Here is a 24897-nt window from a genome sequence, read left to right as displayed (position 1 = left end):
GAGGGGTTCCACTCGGAGATACGGATCCGGGGCCGGATCGGGTCTGTGTCACTTTTGCGAGGAACAGATCTCGAAGGGGATCCGCAGACCGCCGACGGTGAGCACGGCCCGGCGCCCGAGAGCGTTCGCGACGGCCTGGGCCAGCACCGTGCCGGCGAGGGAGGAGTTCCCGTCCGCCACGGTCAGGTACAGGTCGGCGTGGCCGGACGCCGTGCCCGCCTTCGCGAGCTCCGCCTCGATGTGGCCGGCCAGCCTGGCTCCCAGTTCCCGCGCGTGCTCCTCACCCGTCTTAGTGTCCTCCCGGACCAACGCCTCGTTCAGGAGCCGGAGTTCGCCCGCGGACACCGCGTCCTCCACCTGGAACTCACGCTTTCTGACCACCACGGAGAGCGGCAGCCTGCGGCCGGGGGCGGCGCCGTAGCGGGGGTTGGGGATCCACTCGCCGAGGGTGTTGCCCTCGCCGCCGGGGACGATGGCCCAGCCGCCCTTGACGAACCGGGAGGCGACGCCGCCGGCGAAGAGGACCTCGTCCCCGCCGGTGGCCTCCTGGGGGATCCCGTAGGCGTCGAGCGTGGCGCCGATGTCGATGCCGCCCGGCGCGTCGATCTCCCAGACGAACCCCTCGCTCAGCCGTCGCGCGGCCGCCTCGGGCGTGGTGTCGGCGCTCACGAACCCATGGCCGGCGCCGCCCACCTGGGCGTAGGCGACCAGGTCCAGGCCCGTGCCACCCGGCACCAGCCCTGCGGTGCGGACCGTTTCGGGGCTGCCGGTGGCCGCGACGAAGACCTTCCCTCCCGGGTACGGGATCGGCGGGGGGATGACGTCGGCCGCGTCCGTGGGAATCGCGGCGTTCGGCATCGGCCCCTCGACGAGCTCCACGGGGGCGGAGGTGTGCGCCGTGTCCCGGCCGGCCGCGGACGGCTGCCGCTCTCCGGCGCCGGTGTGCTGTCCGTCGGCCGCTGTCACGAGGGCGGGGGCGGGCGCCGCCTGGGCGGGGGCGGCCAGCGTGGGCGGGTCGGTGCGGACCCATTCGGACTGTGAAGTGGACCCTTGCGGCTGTGGGGCCACGACGATGAAGTGCTCCTCGGTCCCGGTGTCGTGGAAGAGATCGAGGTCCACCGCGGGCGTGTACACGGTCCTGGTGGTGGCTGTCCGGCTGGACAGGGCCTTCGCCAGGGCCCGGCCACGGCCGGTGTGCGGCACGATGGGCACGATCGCCTCGCGCGTCGGGCGGCCGTTCAGCACCGGGTCGTTGGTGAGCAGTTCGGCGATCTCCTCGGCGGGCGCCGGGCGCCGGGAGCCGTCGGGCCAGGGCATGTCGAGGTGGTCGGCGGCGCCCTTGGCCAGCACGAAGTAGGCGGCGGGCCGCTGGCCGGGGAGAGCTCCGGCGGCACGCCAGGGCGTGTAGCGCATCTGGGCGTTGGCTCCGTCGGTGCCGTTGGCCGAGGCGAGGTACTTGTCCGGGATCAGCGGGTCGGTCAGGGCCGTGCCGGTCCAGTTGCGCCCGATGATGTGGCCGCTGTCCGATTCGAGCAGGGTCTCCGGGGACAGGGCTCCGTTGCGTTCCAGGTGGAACGCGGCGAGCGCGGTCGGGCTGTGGACGTCGCGGCCGACCGCGGCCGCCCCGGCCGCCGTCCAGAGGAGTTCGGCAAGCCGTGCGTCGTCCACGGTCTCGGAGGCGTCCAGGTGCAGGACCTTGACCGCCAGGGCGTTGACGTCGGCGGCTGCCTCCAGACCTTCGACGGCCTTGACCGTCGCCCACAGCAGCCGCTGCCGGTGGACCTCCGTGACCGGGCCGGCGTCGAGGTCCAGGACCCGGACGGCCCGCTCGTCCTGATCGCCGTGCGCCATCGCCGCGAGTGCCTTGTCCACCGACGGGAGCGGGGCGAAGTCGCGCAGCGCCGTCCCGGCCGACCGGGCCTCCGCCGCCGCCAGCACCGCGCGTACGTCCGTCGAGTCCAGGGCCGAGCCCGCGGGCCGTCCGAGGTGCGACCGGACGACCCGCGCCAGCAGCTCCATGGTGAACTGCCCGGTGTCCCGCAGCCCCGGATCGTTGCGGCGCATCGACTCCAGCGCGCCGACCCCCCGCAGCAACCGCTGGTACTCCCCGTGGGCATCGTCCTTGTCGTCCTCGACCGAGGCCCCGAACACCTGCCGCAGAGCCCGCACCAACCGCAGCGTCGCGCCCCTGGCCTCCTCTGCAACCGGGTCCGTACCCGTGTGCAGACCCGCCGTGCGAGCCAGCTCGTCCAGCGCCGACCCCGCCGGCTCCGGCCGCAGCTCCAGCCACCTGTGCCGCCCGCCCTCGGCGGTCGTGGCGATCCCCTGCCGCCTCACCCCCTGGTCGAGCGTGAGGTAGTAGACCCGGTCGACCGCGAACACCGTGCGGTCGGTGTGGTCGGCCACCTGCTGGGCCTCGGAGACGGTCGCCAGCGGATCGGCGACGAACGGGCTCCGCCCTGCGATGTGGATGTAAGGGAGACCGTCCGTGGCCGCACCGACCCAGCACGACGTGAGCACCACGACTCCGTCGGCGTCGAGCCCCTGCAGACTCGGGCGCCGCTGGAGGTACCCGCCGAGCTGGTCGCCGCGCACCTGCTCGTGGGTCCCGTCCGTCGTCACGATGGCGAACGCGCCCGGGCTCCCGTGCAGAGCGAAGTAGTACGCCGGCCGGCCGGCCCAGGGCACCTTCTCCGCAGCGCCGTGCTGGTTCTCGGAGACCGGGTCGATGTGCACGTACTCGTTCAACGTCGGCAGAGCCTGGTAGTACCGCTCGCGGTCGGCCTGGTCCCGCCTGGTGAACACGGAACGGCCGTACGGGCGCCCGTCGGTGGCGAGGGTGTAGCTCATGATCTCGTCGTCGGGGACCAGGGTCCCGTCGATCGTGCGTACGAAGCGCTCCCGCACACCGGAGGGGCGGGCCGTGGGCGCCGGATCGTCCGGCTCGCTTGCGAACCAGCTGCCCATCGGCTCCCCCGCCACATGGCGGTCGACCACCTCGATCCGGGTCTGCTGCGTGAGCGAGTGCTCGGAGAGCTTCACCTTGCCACCGTGCGACCACACGGTCCTGCCGGTCCGGGCGGCGGCTGTACGCGGCAGACGCGGGCTCATGGCACCGGCATGCGGGACGGCGAGTACGAGGGGGAGCCGGCCGTCGAGCGCGGCCAGGTCCTGGTCCATGGCGAGCAGCTCGGCGAACTCCTCCAGCGGCACGGGCGGCCGGGTGCCGTCCGCCAGCTTCACCGCGATGTGGTCGTGATCGCCCTTGGCCGCGATGACATAGGGGCGGTTGTCGCCGGTCCCCTGCTGCCCCCACAGCGCGACGGCGTTGTCGACGACCTTGCCGCCGCCCAGCCGCTGGTAGGAGTCCGTGACCAGGTCGGTAATCGGGCTGTCCGTCCAGTTGCGACCCAGGGCCCTGCCGTCCGGAGCGGTGATCCGGGTCGCGTCGGACAGCGCCCCGCGCCGCCAGAGGTCGTACGCGCCCAACGCCGCGAGACTCGTCGCCCGGCCCGCAGCGACGGCCTCGTCCACCAGGTCGTACAGCGCGCGCCGATGGGCGTCCCGCACCGTTTGGTACTCGCCCAGGTGCAGGATCTGGCGGGCCAGCGGATCCGGGTCGAAGGCCCCTTCGGCCAGGCCGGATCCGGGTTCTGCCAGCCGCAGGGCGTTCAGCCGCTCGATGGCCGGTGAGCGCGGTGCCAGGTCGATCTCGATCTCCGCCCGCCGCCGAAGGACCCGCAGGTCCACGCCGTCCGACTGGCCGTCGACGGCCAGGTTCCGGCCTCCGCTGAGGCTGTTGATGCGGAACGCGTCGGCGTCGACACGAACGGCGGTGGACGGATCGTTCTGCTGGAGCAGGTTGAGGGCGTTGTCCAGCTCGGTCCGGAGCACGTCGGCGACGGCGTCGGCGCGCTCCTGGCCCGTGGCGTCGGCGCCCCGATCGCTGCTGGCCGCCTTGAGCCACGAGCCGTTGCCGTATCCGGTGACGGTGATCCACGGCGCCGGGTGTCCGTCCCGGATGTCCCGCAGGCCTGCCTCAGCCACCTTGGCGACCAGGGTGGCGAGATTGCCGCGCTGGACCGCGTCGATGTCCTTGGAGCCCTCCTCGAAGGTGACCTTTCCCGTCGTCCAGGGCACCGAGGAGGTCTCCGCGGTCTCCTCGACGGCGGCCGGCGCTGCGCCGGCGACGGGTGCCTGGCTTGTCGCCGCCGTATTGGTGAGGGGTTCTCCGGTCGTCGACGCCGCGTTGGTGAGGCGTTCCTCCGTCGCCGGTGCTGCGTTGGTGAGGACCGGCAGCGCGGACGATGCCTGGGCCGGTGGGGTCAGAGCCGCGGGGGCGGTGCTGTCCCAGCCTGTCGTGGAGTTCGCCCCCCGGTGTTCGTGAACGGACAGGTAGTACTGGTTGGCCGTGGTCTCGTGGTAGAGGTTCGCCTGGGTCGTGGCCATGAAGACGGTCCTGCTGGTCGCCGCCCGGTCCGAGAGAGCCGCCATCAGGCGGCCGCTCCGGCCGGTGTGCCGAACGACCGCCACGATCGGCTCCTCGGGCGCACGCCTGCTCAGCTGGTTGTCGTTGGCCAGCAGTTCGGCGATCTCGTCGGCGGGCACCGGGCGCCGGGAGCCGTCCGGCCACGGCATGTCAATGTGGTCGCGACTGCCGTCGGCCACCACCAGGAAGGCGGGTTTCATCGGCCCCGTACCGGTTGCGGAGGCATCCCACGGCACGGGGCGGACCACGGCGCTGGTCTGGCCTACGGCCGGGTCCACGGCGATGTACCTGTCGCTGATCAGCGGTTCGGTCATCGGCGTGCCGGTCCAGTTGCGGCCCGTCACCCGGCCGCTCCAGGAGTGGAGCAGCGTGTCCTTGGACAGGGCACCGTTGCGTTCCAGGTGGAACGCGGCGAGCGCCGTCGGGCTGTGGACGTCACGGCCCGCGGCGGCGGCCCCCGCCATGGTCCAGAAGAGCTCCGTACGCCGTGCGTCGTCCATGGGCTGGGCGGAGGCGTTCAGGTGCAGGACCTTGACCGCCAGGGAGTTGACGTCGGCGGCGGCCGACAGGCCCTCGACGGCCTTGGCCGTCGCCCACAGCAGCCGCTGCCGGTGGACCTCCGTGACCGGACCGGTCTCCAGGCCCAGAACCTCGACGGCCCGTTGGCCGGGATCGCCCTTCGCCAGCCATGTGAGGGCCTCGTCCACCGAGGGCAGCGCGACGAAGTCACGCAGCACAGTCCCCGGCTGCTGGGCCTGCGCCGCCTGCAACACGGGCAGGACGTCCGTCGAGTCCAGGGCCGAGCCCGCGGGCCGTCCGAGGTGCGAACGGACGACCCGCGCCAGCAGCTCCATGGTGAACTGCCCGGTGTCCCGCAGCCCCGCGTCGTTGTGGCGCATCGACTCCAGCGCGCCGACCCCCCGCAGCAACCGCTGGTACTCCCCGTGGGCATCGTCCTTGTCGTCCTCGACCGAGGCCCCGAACACCTGCCGCAGAGCCCGCACCAACCGCAGCGTCGCGCCCCTGGCCTCCTCCGGAACCGGGTCCGCGCCCGTGTGCAGACCCGCCGTGCGAGCCAGCTCGTCCAGCGCCGACCCCGCCGGCTCCGGCCGCAGCTCCAGCCACCTGTGCCGCTCCCCCTCGGTGGTCGTGGCGATCCCGTGCCGCTTCACCCCCAGGTCGTAGGTGAGGTAGCTGACCCGGTCGGCCGCGAACACCGTGCGGTCGGTGTGGTCGGCCACCTGCTGGGCCTCGGAGACGGTCGCCAGCGGATCGGCGACGAACGGGGCCCGGCTGCCGAGGCTGGCCGAGACGTGACCGTCCGCAGCCGCGCCCACCCAGCAGGACAGGAGCACCAGGACACCGTCGGCGGGAAGACGCCGAAGACTGGGCCGGCGCCGCAGATAGCCGCCGACCTGGTCGCCTCGGGCGCCCTTCGGGGTTCCGTCGGCCCGCGCGATCCGGAACGCGCCGGGTTCCCCGTGCAGGTTGAAGAAGTACGCCTCGCGGCCGGCCCAGGGCACGTTCTCGGCCGGACCCTGGAAGCCCCCGCTGACGGGGTCGATGTGCACGTACCCGTTCACCGAGGTCAGGGACTCGTAGTACTGCTCCCGCCGGAGCACCTCCTCCCCGTCGAGCACGGCACGGCCGTGCGTGCGGCCGTCCACGGCGATGGTGTGGCTCATGATGTCGTCGTCCGCGACGAGCGTCCCGTCGGTCATGCGCATGAACCGCTCCTCGGCCCCGGCGGGCGAGGCGTCGAGCGAGAGGACGTCCGGCTCGCTGGCGAACCAACTGCCCAGCGGGTCCACGGTCTGATTGCGGTAGACCTCCGCGATCCGGGTCCGCTGCGACACCGGGTCCTGGTAGAGCTTCACCTCGCCGCTGTGCGCCCATACGGTCCTGCCGGTCCGGGCGGCGGCGGTGCGCGGCAGACGCGGGCTCAGGGCACCCGCACGCGGGACGGCGAGTACGACGGGGAGCCGGCCGTCGAGCGCGGCCAGGTCCTGGTCCATGGCGAGCAGCTCGGCGAACTCCTCCAGCGGTACCCGGGGCAGGGAACCGTCCGTGAGTCGTACCCTGACATGGTCGTGGCCGCCCTGGGCGGCGATGACGTAGGGGCGGTCGTCAGCGACACCCGACTGCTGCCACAACGCCGCCGGGCTGTTCAGGATGTGGCTCTCGAACAGCTCGAAGTAGGACTTCGTGGCCAGGTTGTTGACCGGGCTGCCCGTCCAGTTGCGACCCAGGGCCCTGCCGTCCGGAGCGGTGATCCGAGTCGCGTCGGACAGCGCCCCCTGCCGCCAGAGGTGGTACGCGCCCAGTGCCGCCAGGCTGGTGGCCCGGCCGACCGCGATCGCCTCGTCCACCACTGCGTACAGCTCCCGGCGGTGGGCGTCGCGCACCGGCTGCTGCGGGTCCAGGTGCAGGATCTGGCGGGCGAACGGATCCGGGTCGAAGGGCGCCTCGCGCAGCGCGCGATCAGGGCCGGCGAGCCGTAGGTTGTCCAGCAGTTCCACGGCCGCCGAGCGGGGCGCCAGGTCGATCTCGATCTCCGCCCTCCGCCGCAGGACCCGCCGGTCCACGCCGTCCGGGGGGCTGCCGTAGGAGATCTGCCGTCCCTCGCTGCGGGAGACGACCTTGAAGGCGTCGGAGTCGATGCGCCCGGCGGTGGGCGGGTCGTTCTCCTGGAGCAGGTACAGGGCGTTCCATATCTCGGTCCGGAGCAGGCCGGCGACGGCGTCCGCGCGCTCCTGGCCGGTGCGTTCGGCGCCCCAGTCGCTGAGTCCCGGCGTCAGCCACGAACCGTTGCCGTACCCGGTGACGGTGATCCAGGGTGCCCAGAGTCCGGCCCGGATGTCGCGGACACCCACCTCCACCACCTTGCGGGCGAGTGCGCTGAGCCGGCTGCGCTGGGCCGGATCGATCTCCGTCGAGCCCTGCGCGAAGGTGACCTTTCCCGAGGTCCAGGTCCCCGATGACGCGGTCGCTTCGGTGGTGGCCGGATCGAGGCCGTCCCGGCTGGTGGCAGAGGCGGCTGTATCGGCCGCGGCCGGCTGTTCGGGACCGGCGACGGTACCGGTCGGCGGGCTCGCCGGGGACACGGTGGGCAGGGAGACGAGCTGGTCGGGGTGGGTGGCACCGGCGGCGAGGCTCTTCCAGGAGGCGGGCGTCGGGAACGTGGCGAAGAGATCGTTGTCGTACAGGACGTTGCCGCGCAGGTCGGCGGCGATGTCGCTGAAACCGGTTCCGCTCCACTCCTGGCTGAAGGGTGGGACGCCTTCGGCGGCGAACGACACCGAGACCGCGTCGTCGCCCGGCTTGTGGGTCACGGTGATGGTCAGTTCGTCGGCGAGGCCGGGGCGGCTGACCACGAACGACCGGACCAGCGGGTCGGTGCCGCCCACCTCGCGGACCGTGGCGTCCTGCAGGCCGGGCCACCTGCGCAGGGAGCTCTGCTCGAACGCCCTGCCGAAGTCGTCGAACGCGGTCACCGACGGGAGGCCCGGCCACGGCTCGGTGATCACGCTCTCCAGCTCACCGGCCGGGATCTGCTCCGCGCGGACCGGGATGACGGTGATGCCGTCCTCGACCCGGGACGGGCCGGTGCGGATCAGCCTGGTCGGGGAGAGGGTCACCTCCCACTGGTCCTGGTTGAGCGCCGGCGCGTCATCGGCTGTCCCGGCGTAGCCGGGCGGATAGGCCATCACGAACTTGCCGTGGTCGGCCGGGACGTCGATTTCGAAGATCACGCGGTTGCTGTCGATGCCGTGCCTGGCCCACGTGGCCTGGAACTCACGGGATTGGGAGGTGGAGGCGGGCAGCCGCTCGATGAACTGATCGGCCTGTGCCGCTTCAGGGTCCATGGACACACCGCGCCACAGGGTGACGCGCTGGTTCGGACCGGCGTGCAGCAGCCCCTTGGTGATCTTGTTGAAGGTCCGGGCCTTGGCGACCAGGTCCCTGTCGCCCTCGAGGGCGCGGGGGGTGACGAAACCGCCGTAGCCCTTCTTCGACGTGAACGCGCCGATGGTGACACCCAGCATGTACAGCTTCAGCTGCTGGTCGGCCGCGGCCGCGCCCAGATGGGTCCGGGCCAGGTTCACGGCGGCGTCCCAGCGTTCACCCTGCTCGCCGGAGAGATGTGCGGGCCGTACCGGTGGGGTGAGCTCCGGTGCGGACACCGTGCTGAACCCGCCCGTGGTCCGGCGGTAGATCTGGTTGCCGGCCGTCGAGGCGATGATGATCTCGTCGCCCTCGCCCAGCCTGGCCGGCCACTCGGCACCGTCGGCGTGCACGTCACCGACGTTCCCGCCCGCGATCGTGATCATGGAGCCGTGGAAGGTGCCGCCGCTCAGCAGGACGCTCTCCTCGGCGAGGCGCAGACCGCCCAGGCGAGCGAACGTCCAGGTGTGCACGGCCGGACCACCGGTCGCCGCCAGCTCCTGCACGACGACCCTGTTGTTCACGTTCGCCACACTGAACAAGCCCGAATCGGCGCCGGTCCCGAGCAGCTTCGGAGCCTCGCCGCGAGGTGCCCGCAGAAGCATCCCCTCCTGGCCGGGCACCTGGACGACCGTCCGCCCGTCGACCGCCGGGAGCGGCGCCGGAGCGAGGCTCTCGTCCGACGCGGGCACCGGCACGTCGGCCACGGGCGTCCGCTGCGGCTCGGGCTCCTGTGCCTGCTCGCCCAGTCCGGACGGCGTCGGGTCGGGTACCAGGACCGCGGAGGCCTCGGATGCCCGGCCGGGTGCAGCACGACCTGCCGCCGCGGCGCGCCGGGCCGCCCCCTGCTCCTTCTTCGCCTGGCGCCGTGCCAGCTTCTCCTCCGCCAGCGCCGCCCGCTCCTGCTCGGTCGGCGCGGCCGTGCCGGGTTTCGTGGGCCTGGCGGCGTTGGGCAGCAGGCGACCGATGTCGCGCAGTGCCGACCACTGGGAATCGGTGAAATGGTCCTGCCCGGCCTTGCGCAGTTCGCTCAGCGTCTGCGCGAACCTCGCCGGCTTCTGCTCCGCCCACTTCGGCGGCGCGGGAAGTGTCCCCTCCGCGAGACCCGCCATCGTCTCGCTCAGCGCCCGCTCCTCCGAGAGCCGGTCGGCCAGGGCGAGGATGTCCGCGGCGTCACGGAGCCGCTTCTCCACCACCCACGCCGCGCCGTCCGCGTCGGAGGGATCCGCCTTGCGTGCCACGAACGCGAGGACCTTGTCGGCGAAGAGCCGGGCGGTGTCCACCACGCTGACGTCGACGGTGTCCGAGCCGTCCACCACCTGGAGCGGGCGCGCCGCCACGGGGACCGGCGCGAGGGTCACACTCGTCTCGACATCGCCGAACCGCCCACGCACCGTCGTCCCGGAGGACTGCTCACCGTCGACCAGGACGTCGTCCTGGATGTGCCGCATGATCGCCGCGCGCTGCTCGGCCCCGACGCCGTCGGGCAGAGTGAGCCGCATGTCCAGATCCTGGATGGAGCGCACCGGCCTGACCGCCGACACAGCGCCGCCGCCCCCGAGGCTGACCACCGCCTCCAGGCCGAAGCGCTCGCGCAGCGCGGCGGTCACCGTCTCCTCCAGCAATGCCGCCGTACCGAGGCGGAACTGCGATTCGGGGTCGTCGTCCTGCCGATAGCCTTCCTCTCCCGGGGAGACGTCCCGCGCCTGCTCGGGCACCGGGGGCGCGGGACGCGTCGGCATCGGGGGAATCGTCACCGGGTCGGCGGTCCGCGCCGACAGCGACGAGGTACGTTCCGGGATCGGCGGCGCCGGGGCCGGACGGCTCGGCATCGCGAGCTCCGGAGCCGGGTGGGAGTGCTTCGCGGACAACGACGAGGTACGCGCCGGCACCGCAGGTGCCGGGCGGGTCGGCATCGGAGGTGCCGGCGTGGGGCGGGTCGGGACCGGCGGGGCCGGGGCCGGGCGGGTCGGCATCGGGGGCACCGGGGCCGGCGGCGGAGCCAGGAGGCCGTTCAGCCGGTCCTCCAGGCCGTCCGCGAGCCTGCCGGTCGCCTTGTCGATCGGCAGCATGCCGAACAGTCCGTCCGGGATCTTGACGCTGACCGTTCCGTGCGGGCCCTTGATGATCGCGGTGACGTCGAAGCGGTAGAGCCGGTAGTTGCGCTGGCCTTCCTTGTTGCGTTCGTCGGTGTCGCCGATGGCGGTGGTCCGTTTGCGGCCGTTGATCCAGTTCTTGATGGTGATGGGCAGCCGGTCGAACATCTTGTGGTCGCCCAGCGAGCCGCCCATCTCGGGCCCGAGCGTGAACTGCCAGCCGCTCTCCCGCTCCACGGCGTGCTTGGGTTCCTCGTCGGTCTGCGTGTACGTCCGCTGCTTGATGAGGGTGCCCTCGGGCGGGCCCAGGATCTCCGCACCGTCCAGCCGCAGGCCCACGACGGCCTTCTTGTCGCCGACCGGGACCTCGTAGGTCTGCTTCAGCAGCTCCTTGATGTGCGGCCGCAGCATGTTCCCGCTGGTGAAGTGCTGGTAGCGCAGCCCCGCCCGGGTGGTGAAGTCGAGGCCCGAGACATGCGGGGGCGCGTTGACATCGAGAACGGGCGGAGTGCGGTGGCGTACGGCGGTGACGGCCGCCCAGCGCCCGATGGACGCGGCGGCGGGCACGGACCACGGGTGCAGGTTCTCCAGCAGGGCCTCCGGCAACTCGGCCGCCCGGTCCGGCTCCTGCTCCTGCTCCTGCTCCTGCTCCGCGACGGACTCGGACGCCTGGGGGGCCGGGACGGCCTGCTGTTCCTGGGGCGGCTCGGTCCGCGGCTCGGCGGGCTGCGCCGGATCGGGCTTCTCGAGCGTGCTCGGCTTCGGCGCGGGCTCCCAGCCGACCTCGGTCTCGTGGGCTCCGGTGAGGTCGATGGCCCGAGGCCATTCCTCGACCGCGGCCGTGAGGTGCCGGGGCACGAGCAGTCGTACGCTGCCGCCCTGCACCGGCGCCGCGTTGCCCGGGGTGCCGTCTCCCGCGTCGTACCAGGTGAACACCCCCTTGTCACGGCTCGGCCGGCCGGAGAACAGGCGGGTGATCCGGCCGACGCCGCGCGCGGGCAGAGTCAGCGCCTCCGGCAGTTCGGTGGTGGTGCCCATCTCGACCCGGAAGGTGACGTCGTGGTTGAACTCCTCCGAGGCGTCCTTGGGGTTGGCCCGGTAGATCTTGACCTTCTTCTTGGCCTCCTCGTCCGCCTCACCGCGGGACGCGGAGTATTCGACGCCGCCTTCCAGACCGCCGTGCAGCGACCCGGCCCCGATCCGGCCACGCAGATCCAGTCCGCCGCTGAACTCGGCGCCGGAGGCCTCACTCTTCGAGTCCTCGTCCACCGACTCGCCCCGCAGGGTGAGCTTGATGTCGTCCCGGGCCCGCTGCCCGGCCGCCGCGCCGAGCCGGGTCGCGGTGACCTTCACCCACAGATAGCGGGTGGTGCCGAGGGGACCCGGCACCGGGAACCAGCGGCTCACGCCCTGGTTGGTGGTCAGGGCGTGCCACTCGGTCCGCAACGCGTCGGAGGAGAACGACGAACTCAGCGACCGCATCAGCAGGTTCGGCCGCGGCGCGACTCCCGGAGCGCTCTCCGTGGTCATGACGCCGCGGTCGCGCAGCCGCCCGGTGATCGCGTTCAGCACACGGTCGGCGCGCATCACCTCGGGGTGCCCGATGCCGGCGATCAGATCCTGGTGGAGGTAGGTGCGGGTCCTGGGCGGTGGCGCGACGGACTGCTGCCGGGCGGTCGGCGCGAGCCGGCCGGGGTCCGGTACGGCGGCGGTGGCGGCCGCGGCCGTACCGGGGTCGGTGGCGTGCTCCTCGCCGTCGGGCGGGGTGACGACGATCGTCGGGAGGGTGGCGGGGGCCGCGGCCGCGGTGACGTCGGCCGCCGCGGCCGGGGCCGCGTCGACGGCCGACTCCTCGCCTTCGGGGGAGGTGACGACGATCGTCGGGACGGTGACGGGGGCCGCAGCCTCGGTCGCACCGGTCACCGGAGCGCTGGTCGTGACGGCCGGCGGGGCGCCCGCGGGCATGATGTCGGAGAGCCGGCGTTCGGGGGTGAGCAGGTCGAGGGCCTCGTCGGCGGTCAGGAACTCCGTCGTCTCGGTGAGCTCCTTGCCGCGCCAGCGGACGTACGTCACCTCGAAGACCGGCGTCGTGCGCACCGTGTGGACGTCGCCGCCGTAGGTCGCCCGGGTGATGTCGATCCGTCCGGCCGTCTTGCCCGATCCGTCGCCCCACTTCTTGGCGGCCTCACCGTATCCCTGGACGGTCAGCCGGCCGCCCACGCCGCCGTGGTGGCCTCCCTCGTCGTTGGCGTCGGAGCCGAACCGGAACTGCGGTCCGAGGGAGCCGGCCAGCCCGAGGGACCACTCGCCCTCCTTCTCGGCCGCATGGCTCGACGCGGCCTGGGCGTAGTGCTCGACCTCGACATCCGGGCTGCGGCCCAGGTCGCTCGGGGCATGGGTGTGCAGCTTCACCCGGAACGCCTGCTTGTGCCTGCCGTCCTTCGGAAGCTCGGACTCGTGGCCGAAGGCGCCGGTCATGGCGCCGAACCGGGAGGTCAGGATCCCGGGGTGGGCGAGGTCACGGATCTCCTCCGGCCACTCGGCCGGGTTGCGCAGCCAGCTGTCGGGCAGTCTGTGCTGCCTCGCGTACATGCGGGCGCCGAGCTGGGCCAGCTCCGGCATCAGGTGGAAGACCGGGTACAAACCGTGGGTACCGCTGCTGAAGTCCAACGGCCGCTCGGTCTCCGGGCGGTGCCCGGTGGCCTCGGTCCGGCCCGCCGCCTGGGCCTGCTCCAGGGAGACGGGCCGATCCGGGACGTGCTCGTGCGGAACGACGATCCGCGCGGTCGTGGGGTTGCTGCCGCTGAGGTACGACGGCTTCTTTCCCTCCGGTGTGACCGTCCACTGCAGGGTCATCCCGTAGCGGTGCTCGTCGACCTTCTTGGCCGTCTCCGTACGCCGGTACTCCTTGGCCAGTCCGGAGAACTTGTCGCTCTTGCCGCCGGAGCGGCTCAGCAGTCCGCGGAAGGCGCCCACGGCGAGCCGGAAGGGCGGGGTCTTGATGTGCAGGGAGCCGATGTTGAACTCGTGCTCCGGAATGGCGAGCCGGGCGCCGCCGCCGAACGCGAACCGGGCCTTGGCGCCCTTGCCGCGCTCCCCCGCGACCGTCGCACCGTTGACGACCCGGGCGTTGACCTTCATCGAGTAGGTCTCGCCCAGCGGGTTGTCCTCGTTCACCGGACCGGTCAGCGGGTTGGCTCCGGTGACCCGGTCGCCCCAGCTCATCTTCGCCGACACCTTGTAGCGGCGCCCGCCGACCTCGATGGTGCGGTGGATGCCCAGCAGCGCCTGGTTCGGGTCGGCCTCCAGCGCGGAGCGGCCGTAGAACATCGCGAGGTCCCGGTCGGCGTTCGCCCAGTCGCTCTTCGAGGCCTTCTTGGCTCCGAGCGCCTTGACGTGGTGCCGCTCGATGGCGTCGCGGAGGTTCTGCTGAAGTCCCTCCGAGCCCGGCAGGGCGATCGGCATGCCGAAGCCGAGGCCCCGGCGTGCGGCCAGCGGCAGCGGCTCGCGCGGATGCGGCCGCAGCAGGCCCGGCCCGGACACGTCCATGCCGAAGCGGAACGGTGAGCGCGTGGTCGGCAGCTTCCTGACCTGCCGGGGCGCGGGCAGCGCGAAGACCCGGTGGCGTCGGGCGTTCTCGCCGCCGTCCACCGGGCGCAGGTCGGCGGTCCAGCCCGGACCGACCGTACCTTCCACGAACTGGGCGGCCTCGCGCTTCGGCACGCTCTGCTCGGACTCGGTGGTCACCACGACCGGGGCGATGTTGTGGGTGCTGGACTCCATGGTGGCGGTCAGCCGGAGCCCGGTGCGGTAACGGCTCTGGTCGCCGAAGACGTTCAGCACCGTGTGGCTCATGTGGGCGGTGTCCAGGGAGTAGCCGGTGCCGCGGTCGCCGGTCACGGACAGGCCGACGGCGGGGGCGACGCCCTTCACCTCGACCGACTCGTGTTGCGGGGCCTCCTGCCCGGGGAGGGTGGTCTCGGGGTCGGTGCCCGCGGTCGACGCGTCGGAGGCACCGCCGATACCGGCCGTGTTGTAGCCACCGCCGAGGCCGGCGACCGACGCACCCTTGCTGGACGCCGTACGGCTGAAGCCCGCGCCGATGTCGTCACGTGTGCCGACGTTGGTGTCGCCGACGTACTGGAGGCTGTCGACCTGGGCCTGGATGCGCAGATGCCCCTGGAACTTCTTGCCCAACGGCCCGGAGACCTCGATGCTGTTGGAGACGTCCCCGCCGGTCCACCAGGCATAGCGGTTGCGCGCGGTCGGCTCGCTGAGGAAGCCCTGGGACTTGTCCATCCCCAGCCCGGTCATGATCTTCTTGACGTGGGGGGCGGGGAGACCGGCGGCGAGGAGGTTGCGCTGGAGTCCCGCGATGACGGGCGTGAGGTTGACCGCGTTGAGCAGCTCCCTGGCCTGGGACGGGCCGCCCTTGCGGGGCTTGACGGGGCGCGGCTGCTCGGGGGCGTGGCGGTCCGGCTGCTGCTGGCCCGCGTCCGAGTAGGGGGCGGGAAGGTCGACCTGGACACGTTCGGGCACGGTGACCGGACGGTTCGCGCCCGTGACCTCCTCGCCGCCGACGAAGACGTGCATCTCGAGGCCGGCCGTGAACCGGTTGAACTTGTTGATGAAGGGCTTGCGGCCGGACAGGACCGTCTGCGCCCAGGAGTCGCTCTTCTCCTTCGAGGAGCCGACGAGGACCTGCGGCACGGCGAGGGCGGCGATCGAGGCGGCGACACTCGTGCCCAGGTTGAGGGCGGTGAACAGGACGGAGTCGGCGCCCTGGACCGTCTCGCGGCTGGTCTCGCCGCCGGTCTGGGTCACCGCGAAGCCGACCGGGTACTCGCTGACATCGCCCGTCTTCGGAGGCACGGGGGACAGCGTCCGCAGCATCGGGCGGAGCCACACCAGGCGGCCGTCGACGACCACCGTACGGCCGACCGCGAGCACGTTGTCCCAGTCCTTGGGCTTGACGGTCAGCAGCAGTTTCCGGACCTCGTCCCGGATCCCCGCCCGCAGCGCGTCGTGCGGCCCGGGACCGGGCAGGACGAGCGGCCGGCTGACCCGGTCCGCCCAGCGCTCGGCCTGCTTCTCGGTGAACTCGACCTGCTCCACCGAGTCCGGCACGACGGCCTGGCCCATGGCGTCGAAGGACAGGTACCAGGGCTCGCGCTCGTCGTCGGGCGGCGTGACGACGATCTCGGGAACGGGGGGCCTGGCGGGATCCCCCGCACCCTCCGAGGTCCTGCCGGATCCCGTCCCGGCCGCCGTGCCGGCAGAGTTCTCGCCCGACGCCGCGCCTGTGGCTTCGGCGGACGACTCGGGCGCGGCTTCGGCGGACGCCTCGGCCGTGGTCTCGGCAGACCTCTCGGCTGCCGTTTCGGCAGGGTCCTCGGCCGTCATGGCGGCCGCGGTCTCGGCAGAGCGCTCGGGCGACGTCGCGGCAGCGGTCCCGGCCGCGGTCCCGCTCGACGTCCGGGCAGAGGTCTCGCCCGACTCTGCGGACGACGCCCCGGCCTGCGGCCCGTGCCTCTGATCCGTGCCGGCCAGGTTGTCCGGGTCCAGCGTGATGCGGACCGCGTCAACGCCTGGAGCCCCGGCCTGCCCGGCCGGGGCCAGGTAGATGTACGACGGGTCCGCCACCAGGGTGTGCCGTGCGGTACCGGGCTCCGGGAAGTCGGGGTGTTCCAGCAACTCGTCCAGGTCGTGCACCTGGCCGATCCAGCCGGTGTCCCCGAACATCAGGGCCCCCGAAGCCGGATGGACGAAGTCGCCGCCGAACCGCACCCAACCGTCCGCGGACAGCACCTCGCCCGAGGGCAACGTGACGTCTCCCATGTCGCTGACGTGGTACTCGGTCGGGACCGCACCCCGCGGGTTCGAACGCCGGTACGCGAACGACTGCTCCCTGGCCTTGCCCTTGCCCTCGGCCGAGGGCAACGCCGGGGCAGGCACCAGGGTGAGCTCCACGCCTTGGCGCGGCCCTTCGAGGGCCACCGGGGTTCCGATCGGCAGGACTGCCTGGTAGGTGTCCGCGCTCGTGTCCGCGGCCCTCTCCACGGCCGTGTCCGACGCGCCGGCCGTCCGCGAGGACGTACCGGACGACGTGCCGTATGACGTGCCCGGTGACCTCCGGGGCGCCGTGTCCTTCGCGGGACGCCGGTAGGGCTCCAGGCGGGTGGCGACCGACTGTTCCCCGAGCCACCATCCTCCGCTGTGTTCCTCGCCGAACCAGAACCGGTCGGCGTCGTCCCCCTCGGCGGCCCCCAGCGGCGGCCTCTCGCCCTGCACCGGCCGCAGCAGACCACGTACGGTCTCGGGCAGTTCGGCCACGAACTCCTCGTCCGCCCCGACCAGGCGGCGCATCGTGACACCGCGCACGAGAGCCCGCATGTCCTCGCGGGAGGCGAGGAACCGCACCGCTGCCTCCCACACCAACTGCGGCTGCGGATGCCGGGCGACGGCCTCGGCGGCGGCCGTCAGCCGCAGGTCCCCGTCGCGGTTGTACAGGTCCCGTACCAGGCTCTGCACGACCTTCTGCGTGAAGGCGAGGGTCTGCGCACGCCCCATGGCCGACGGCGTCCGGGGGCCGGACTTCTTCCAGCTCCCGTCGGTGCCGATGCCGACGCCTTCGAGGCGGGGCAGCTGCCGGTGGTGTTCGACACCTGCGGCCTTCGTCAGTACGTCGATCACCGCGGGCGGGAAGGTGCGCATCAGCACCGAGTTCCGTCGGGCCCGGCCCACCTCGGTCCGCCACCAGTAGTCGCGCAGCTCGCCGGCGGCGGAGTACATGTCGCGCTGGGTCCTGCCGTACTGCTGCCGCATGAGCTCGCGGATCTCGCCGATGACCGGATGCCCGGGCGGAACCAGCACCGCCGAGTTCGCGACGCTCTCCCCCTGGCGGTGCACGGCGATCCCGGACGGGCTGTCCGCAACCTTCCGGAAGTCCTCCAGGCTGGTGATGGTGTTGTCGCCGTCGCTGTAGAGCCCGCCGAACCGGTCCGCGATCTCCCAGCGCACGACATCGCTGGCGGCGGCCCATCCCGGACCCGTCTGCTTCGCCGTCTCGGTGGCGAACTCCGCGTGCAGGGCCATGGGCCGGGCGGAGTTGAACACCTCCGCGATGTTGACCAGGGCGATCCCGGCCTGCTGCGCCCAGGCCGCCATCCGCTGCACCGCCAGCTGCTGCGGGTCCTCGGACCAGTCGGTCAGAGCCAGGACCTGCTCCAGGTCGGCGCGGGTCACGTCCGTGAACAGCACGAACTGCGCCTGGCCCGCGAACCGCACGGCCGCGCCGCCGAACCTCTCCCAGAACCCGGCCGACGCGCCGGTGTCCGACAGCGGGTCGCCCTGCCAGACGGCGGACACCAGCAGCGGCACCCGATGGTGTGTCCCCTGGTGGCTGTAGGCCCCCTCGTCGATGTCCCACTGGGAAGGGTCCATGGCTCCGGGCTCCGGAGCCGGTTCCAGCATGTTCATCATGTACAGGTAGTGCGCGCCGTGGTCGGGGCCGAGCCCGGTGTAGTCGTACGGCAGGCCGGTGGCCGGATCCCGCAGGAAGGCCGGGGGGTCCTGCGGTGCCAGCACACCGAAGACGTCCACGCCCAGCGTCCGGTCCGCGGCCACCTCCCGCACATCGGAGATCCGGGTCGACCCGACCAGATCGTCGAGCAAATCGTCGGAGGAGGTGTACGCGGCATTGGAATTGGCATCGGCATCGACGGCGGCCGACTGCCGCTCCTGCCGCGAGGGCGCCTGGGGTGTCGTGGTCTGATGCTTCTGCTCGAACGCCTCGACGTGTTCCGCACGGATGCGGTCGAACTCCCGTTGGGCCCAGTCGGCCACGTCGCGCGAGGTCACGGTCACGGGCGCCAACTGCGCGGCGGACAGCGACTCGGCCAGGTCCTGGTGCGCGAGATGACGGATGCGGGCCGCGTCCCGCAACGTGTCGAACGCGGCGGCGAGGTCCGCGGTGGCCGAGGAACGGTCGCCCGGCTTGCGGGCTGCGGTGGAGGCGACGAAGTCGCGGATGAGCGCTGCCTGTTCGGTCCGGTAGCTCAAGGCCAGCTGCTGGGACCAGCCGCGCTCCTCTCCCATGGTCCGGGCCAGCTCGACGGCCTGCTGGACCGGCTCGCTCAGGGACTCGGCCTGATCCTTCAGGATCGACGCCACGTGGCGGACGGCCGTCTGCAGACGGTTCGCCGTCTCCTCGGTGGGGCGGAACGTGCCCTCGGCGAGCCACTCCTCGGTGTACTGCTCGCGCAGTTCCCGCAGCCGGCTGTCGTACCAGGCATGCTGCTCCCGGGCCCACCCCGGGCCACCGCGCGTGAGGTCGACTCCGTCGGGGAGAACCACGAGTGCCCGCTCGAACGCGTCCTGGGCGCGCTGCTCGGCCCACCAGGCCCGGTGCGTCGTCCGGTACTCCTGCCGGAACTGCTCCACCAGCTCCGCGGCCGGCGCCCCCTCGTCACCGAGGGGGGCGGTGGTCATCGCCTGGGCGAAGGCGTCGCGGACCGAGCGGGCCTCGGCCGATCCCCTGAACAGGTCCCCCGCGGGCAGATACCGCGACCCGGCGGCGATCTCGCGGTCGAAGGCCCCGTGCACCTCCGCCGTGGCCTTCGCCTGCCTGTACGCCTGTTCGAGCCTGGCGTCCAGCTGGGCGTTGAGCGCGTCGTGGTCGAAGTCCGCCTGTTGTGCCGCCTGCGACCGCTGGTCGGCGAACCACTCGCGGGCGTTCACCTGCTCCGCGTACGGAATGGTCTGCGCCAGGGCCGGGTTGTCGGCGAGCTTCTGCTCGAACTCCCCGTACACCTGGGCACGGAGCTCCGTCCCGGCACGGAGGTCCGCCAACACCCCGCCCGCGCCCTCCGTCAGCGGCGTCGCGTCGGGAGTCCGCGCGTCGGCCCGCTCCTGCGTGCGGCCGGATTCCGTGAAGGGGGTCCGGTCGACGGCCAGTTGCGCGAAGTCCAGCTTCCACGTGGGGTTCTCCCGCCACTGGCGGTACTCCGCGTCGGCGGTCGCGGCATCGTCGTACAGTGCCTGGACCTGCTCCTGCGCGGTGCGCACCGCCGTACCGACGTCCTCCGGTGTCCGAGCACCCCTCAGCTCCTGCTCGAAGGAGTCCAGCACCTGCCTGCTGCCCTCGTGGAAGGTCTGGCGGGCGTCCGCGGAGCCGATGGCCGACTCCTTCGTCTCGACCTGCCGGCGCACGTCGACCTGCGCCCCCGTCTTCTGCAGCATCTGCATCATCTGGGCCCGCCACGCGTCCTGCTGCGCTCGGTGGCGGGGCATCTCCACCTCGCGCACGAGGTCGCTCCGGGCCTGATCGCGTGCCGTGCCGAAGGCGTCGCCGCCGGCCCGCTCGGTGCCGAGCGCGGCTTCGACGTCGCGGCCGTTCGGGCCGAAGATCTCCTGGTGGGTCCGGGCGGAATCGCTGCGGAAGTCGTCGGCCACCCGGCCCAGGTCGTACCCGTTCAGCGCGTAGCGGCCGGTGACCGTTCCGGCCTCCTCGTCGACCTTGCTGGTCAGCTCGTTGAAGCGGCGGCCGCCATCGGTCAGCGCCGTGTCGAAGGCCCCCTCGTAGGCCAGACGGTCGCTGAGGGATCGGACGTACGGGTCCAGGACCGTCTCGTCGAAGGCCGCTTCCCGTGCTGCCAGTTCCTCGTCCGACCACCGGCCCTGCTCGGGCATGCCGACCTGTTCGCGATAGGTCTCGGTGAGCGTCTTGCGCATGTCGTCCTGGACCCGCTTGGCCTGCGAGCCCAGTTCGGCCCCCTTGCCGGCCCCGGCGGTGAAGCGGAGCTGCCTGTCCGCGGCCTCCAGCGTCCCCTCCAGGCCGGAGTGGAGGTCGTAGCGGGCGTCCATCCTGTCCATCAGGCGGGTGTGCGCCTGGCTCAGTTCGGCGGTGTACGCGGCCCAGTCGTCGGCGGACAGTTCCTCCGGCCTGCGGGAGCCGAGGATCTCGGTCGCCGCTGCTTCGACGGCCTTGTTGTGGTCCTCGATCACCTTGTCGGCGACGCTGTCGGAGGCGTCGGGCCGATAGCCGCCCAGTTGATCGGCGTGCTCGCGCATGTCGCGCTCGGCGGCCTTGGCGTCGAGCCTGCCCGCCCAGCGGTCCTCGAGTGCGCGCAGGGCCTGGTCGAATTGGCGGGCCCCATCCGCGTAGGCGGTGCTGTCGAGTTCGCGCGCCGGGCGGCCGTCGGAGAGTTCGCCGGTGGCCTTGGTGTACTCGTCGAGGAAGTCCTTGCGGACTGTGCCGATGTCGTCGGAGGACCGGTCCAGGCCCCTGGAGTCGGCCATCGAGTCGAAGGTGCGCAGGGCGGTCTCGGCCTGCACCAGCCGGGTCTCCAGGCCGCGCGCCGTGGCGTCGAACCGCGACTGTGCCTTCTGGAACAGGTTCGGCAGGAAGTCCGGGTGGGCCATGCCCCCGTCCAGTTCCTGTTCCAGCTGCCGGGCGCTGCCGCGCAGCTCGGTGGTGAACTCGTTCAGGAAGTCCGTCCGGAGGCTCGCCTCGTCCTTCGGTGAGAACGGCCGCCGGTCGAACAGTGCCTCGGAGGCGAACACCTGCTCGTTCGGTCGGTCCGGGTGGGTCAGGGCGCGGTCGAAGGCGTCCTCCGCAGCACCGCGCAGCTGCCGCACCGCGGCCTCCAGCGCGAACTCCTGGGGAAGCGCGTCGTAGAGGCTCCGGATGTCGGCCTCACCCTTGGCGGTGGAGATGTCACCCCGCTCGACGGCGTCCTCGATGTCCGACACCTGCGTTTCGAGCCGCTGCTTGACCTCCTCCCGCCACGGCCGTGGCTGACCGCTCTGCAACCGGCTGTCCTCGCGGATCATCTGGTCGGCAAGCGAGCGGATCGACAGGTTGTGTTCCACATTGCTGAGGTGGCTCTCCAGCTTGCCGCTCAGGATTCCCTCGAACGCGTAGGTGCCGAGGTCGGTCTCCCCCGCCCTGCCGTACTCGTGGCGGGCCTCCTGGAAGGCGCTGCCCACGGTGGAGACGAGGTCCTCCGGAACGCCCAGCTTCCGGGCCCAGCTGCTGGGACCGTGGCTGTCCTCCGAGCGCCAGATCGCGTCGACCAGCTCGGCGGGGGTCGGGCCCCGGTAGTTGTCGTCCAGCACCGACTCCAGTGCCTTGACCAGCTTGGCCTGCAACGGAGAGTGCGTCACGGCGCCGGTCTCGGAGTCAACCCCGCCCTGGAGTTCCTCGGCACGTTTCTCCGGGTTCTCCTTCAGGTACTGCCGGTGCTCGTCCATCGCCTTGTGATAGGCGTCGGCCATCGATTCGGCGTACCGGCCCGAGACGCCCTCGTCCCTGACGGCGGCCTCGATGTCCCTGACCGGCTCGGACTTCACGGCGGGGTATTCGTGCGCCAGTTCACTGCGGAGGCCCTCGAAGGTGTTCCAGAGGCGCTGGTTGCGCTGCATCCGCTGGTCGGCCCGTTCCGCCTCCTCCGCCAGCCGGGACTCGTAGGTCTCGTTCTGCTGACGCTTCGATTCCTCGTACGCGGCGTTCTTCGCCTCCGACACCTCGTGCCGGTAGTCGTACGAAACCTGCCCGTCCCCGAGGTACTCCCCGGTCCTGTCGCCGGGCTGTGCGTGCGCCGGATCGGCCTCGCTGCCGGTGGCGGCCGACTCGTGCTCCGGCGTCCGACCGGCCGAACTCTGGTCCCGGACCTGGCCCGGTGTCTCGCGCGACGCCGCCGACGCGTCGGTCACGTCGGTGCCGTCGGTCGCGTCGGCGGACTTGGCAGCGGCGGACGTCTCGTCGGCCTCCTTGCCTGCCACGGCCGTCTGGCGCGCCTCTTCCTTCTGACGCTTCGCGGCCTCCCTGAAGTCGGCGACCCGCTGCCGTTCCGCCTGGACGCTGCTCGTGTCGGCGGAGTTCCGGTCCGACGCGGTCCGTACGGTCTCCGCTTCCTCGGGCCTGACGGCCGAGCGCGCTTCGTCCGCGCCGCGCTGGGCGCGTGACGTCTCGCCGGGCGCGCCCGTCCGGGTCTGACCGGCCCCGTCGGCCTCGGACCCGGACCCGGCCCTGGCCGACGCCCCGTGCACCGTCGCCTCGGTCGCCTCCACGGGCGTGGTCCTGTCCATCGCCGGCCCGGCGGGCGCGGCCGGGTCGCCGGCCGCGCCCGACGCGGACCGGGCGTCCGCCCTGCCCGCGGGCCGCACCTGCCGGCCGCCCAACCCGGCGGCCGACGTCAACGGTTCACGTCCCGCGTTCCGGACCGTGCGTGTCCCCTCGGCGGCACCGGAGGCGCGCTGCCCCTGGTCCGCCTCCGGGCGTACGGCCGTGTCCCCGAGGTTGGCGCGGACGCCGACCGCCTTCGCCGCCACGCCGCCGTCGGCCGTGCCGCGGGCACTCTGCGCCGCGTCCGCGGCCCTGGGAGCCGTGCTTCCCGCCGCTTCCGGCGTGCCCGTACGGCCGCCGTCCTCGATCCGCCCGGACGATGCCTCGCGCACCGCAGAGACCGTGTTCTCGGCCCCCGCCGTGCGCGCGCTCCCGCCCGAGGCACCGTTGCGCGTCGACGCGTCCGGCGAACCGCTGCGCCCGGACGCGTCAGGCGTGCCCGTACGAGCGCCGCCCTCGATCTGCCCGACCGACGCCTCGCGCACCGGAGCGGACGGATGGACGACCTCCGGCTTCGCGGACACGACGGACTGCACCGGGGACACCGTCTCCTCGGGCGTCGCGTTGCGCACGGCTGCGTCCGAGGCGGCGGCGTGGTTGTCGCCGACGGTCCGCAGGGCGCTCTGCGTCTGCTTCACCCCGGCGTCGACCGCCTTCGCCACGCCCGGTGCCGCGTTGCCTCCCGTGTCCTGTGCCCTGGCGCCGGTGTCGGCGGCCGAAGTCGGGCTCGGCGTCTGCGCGGTCGCCTCGTGCGGGGTACTGGTGGCCGGCTGGGCCTCCAGGTTCGTGCGCACCACGTGCTCGGCGCCGGTGGCGCCCGCAGACTCCGGGCCGCTGCCTGTCGAGTGTCCGACCGTCGTGGCGTCCACCGTGCGCTGTGCGGCCTGCGCCGTCTTGGCCACACTGCTCAGGCCGGAGCCGACGTCGTGCAGGACGGACTGACCCGTGGAGCCGTCCGCCACGCCGCTCGTGATGCTGCTCCCGCCCGTGCTCCCGCCTGCCGTGTCGGTCTTCGGCGCGGGCTGTACGGGCTGGGTGGCGCCGTCGGTGGCCGTCTTGACCGCGGAGGAGCCGCCGGGCGAGGTGCCGGCGTCCACCGGGGTCACCTTGTCGGGTACGGCCGTCCCGCCGCCGGCGCTCGGGCCGTCGGGTGCCACGGTCGTCGTCACCTTGGTGGGCGTCGGGGCCGGTGCCGTGTCCGTGGAGGTGCGCACCGTGGTGCCCGTGAGCGTCCGGGTCACGGCGGAGTTGACCTCGACGTCCGAGGACAGCGTCAGGTCGGACTTGGTGAGGCCCTTGGAGGAGTCGGCGATCGTCCCGCTCACGGAGGAGACGGTGCCGGCCGAGGACGGCAGGGTCAGGCCCGTACCGGAACCGGTGCCCGTCGACGCGCTGCCGGCGGAGGTGCCCACGTCGCCGACGCCGACGTTCACGTCCCCGACGTTCATGTCGGCCTTGATGATGTCCAGCTTCTCCCTGGCCACGTTGACCAGGCCCTTGGCGGCGGAGGCCACGGCGACGCCGATCCCGCCCCACAGCACCAGGTCCGAGAGGAAACCGGGGATCTGCTCCAGGGAGGTGGGGACGGGGATGAGCTGCTCGGCGGTCGTCTCCAGGCCGGCGGCGGCGTTGCCCGCCGCCACCGAGGCCGCGTTGACGCCCATGAACTCGATGCCGAACTGGGCGACTTTCCCGGTGGTGGTGGCCATCGTCACCACCCAGTCGGGCAGGGCCTCGCCGACCGCGGTGGCGGCGCTGCCGACGAACTGGCCGACGCTCTTGCCGACGTTCACCAGGAAGGTGAAGATGCTCCCCACCATCCCGCCGATATCCGCGAGGATTTCCATTCCGACGCCGATGAGGCCGAGGAGTTCCGGTGCCACGAACAGGAGCGCGCCGAGCAGGGCACCGACGATGCCCGCGATGAGATTCGCCAGCGACTGCTTCGCGAGCGTGGCCTCCTGCTCGGTGCGGAGCATGGCGTAATAGTTGATCATCTCGCCGGTGTCCCAGAACTCCTCGATGATCTCCATCACCGATTCGCGCTGGTCGGAGTAGGCCTGAGTCATCCACATCTCGGCGTCGCCCTGCCACGCCCCGTTGTTCAGATCGAACTCGGCGCTGGTCATCCGGGCGACCTGCTCGTCCAGGTAGTCACCGAAGTCGATGAGGGCGTTGCCGAGTTCGTAAACGGGGTTGGGGTCCCAGTTCTTGTCCTGGAAGATCGACTCAGACATGAT

At 72.4% G+C, this 24897-nt stretch carries 1 protein-coding gene; it reads right to left on the bottom strand.

Annotated features, from left to right (window positions below):
• Positions 1-48: 48 nt before the first annotated feature.
• The gene (locus ACIQVL_RS36230) at positions 49-24894 is read right to left on the bottom strand and encodes a lonely Cys domain-containing protein (RefSeq protein ID WP_403477451.1); all 24846 of its coding nucleotides are present in this window, start codon (positions 24892-24894) and stop codon (positions 49-51) included.
• Between the last annotated feature and the right edge of the window lie 3 nt (positions 24895-24897).

Origin of the sequence: Streptomyces sp. NPDC090499 (genome assembly GCF_044769305.1) — a bacterium.
Taxonomy (GTDB): Bacteria; Actinomycetota; Actinomycetes; order Streptomycetales; family Streptomycetaceae; genus Streptomyces.
Note: the sequence above shows the minus strand (reverse complement) of the source record. Positions and strands in the feature narration are given on the sequence as shown.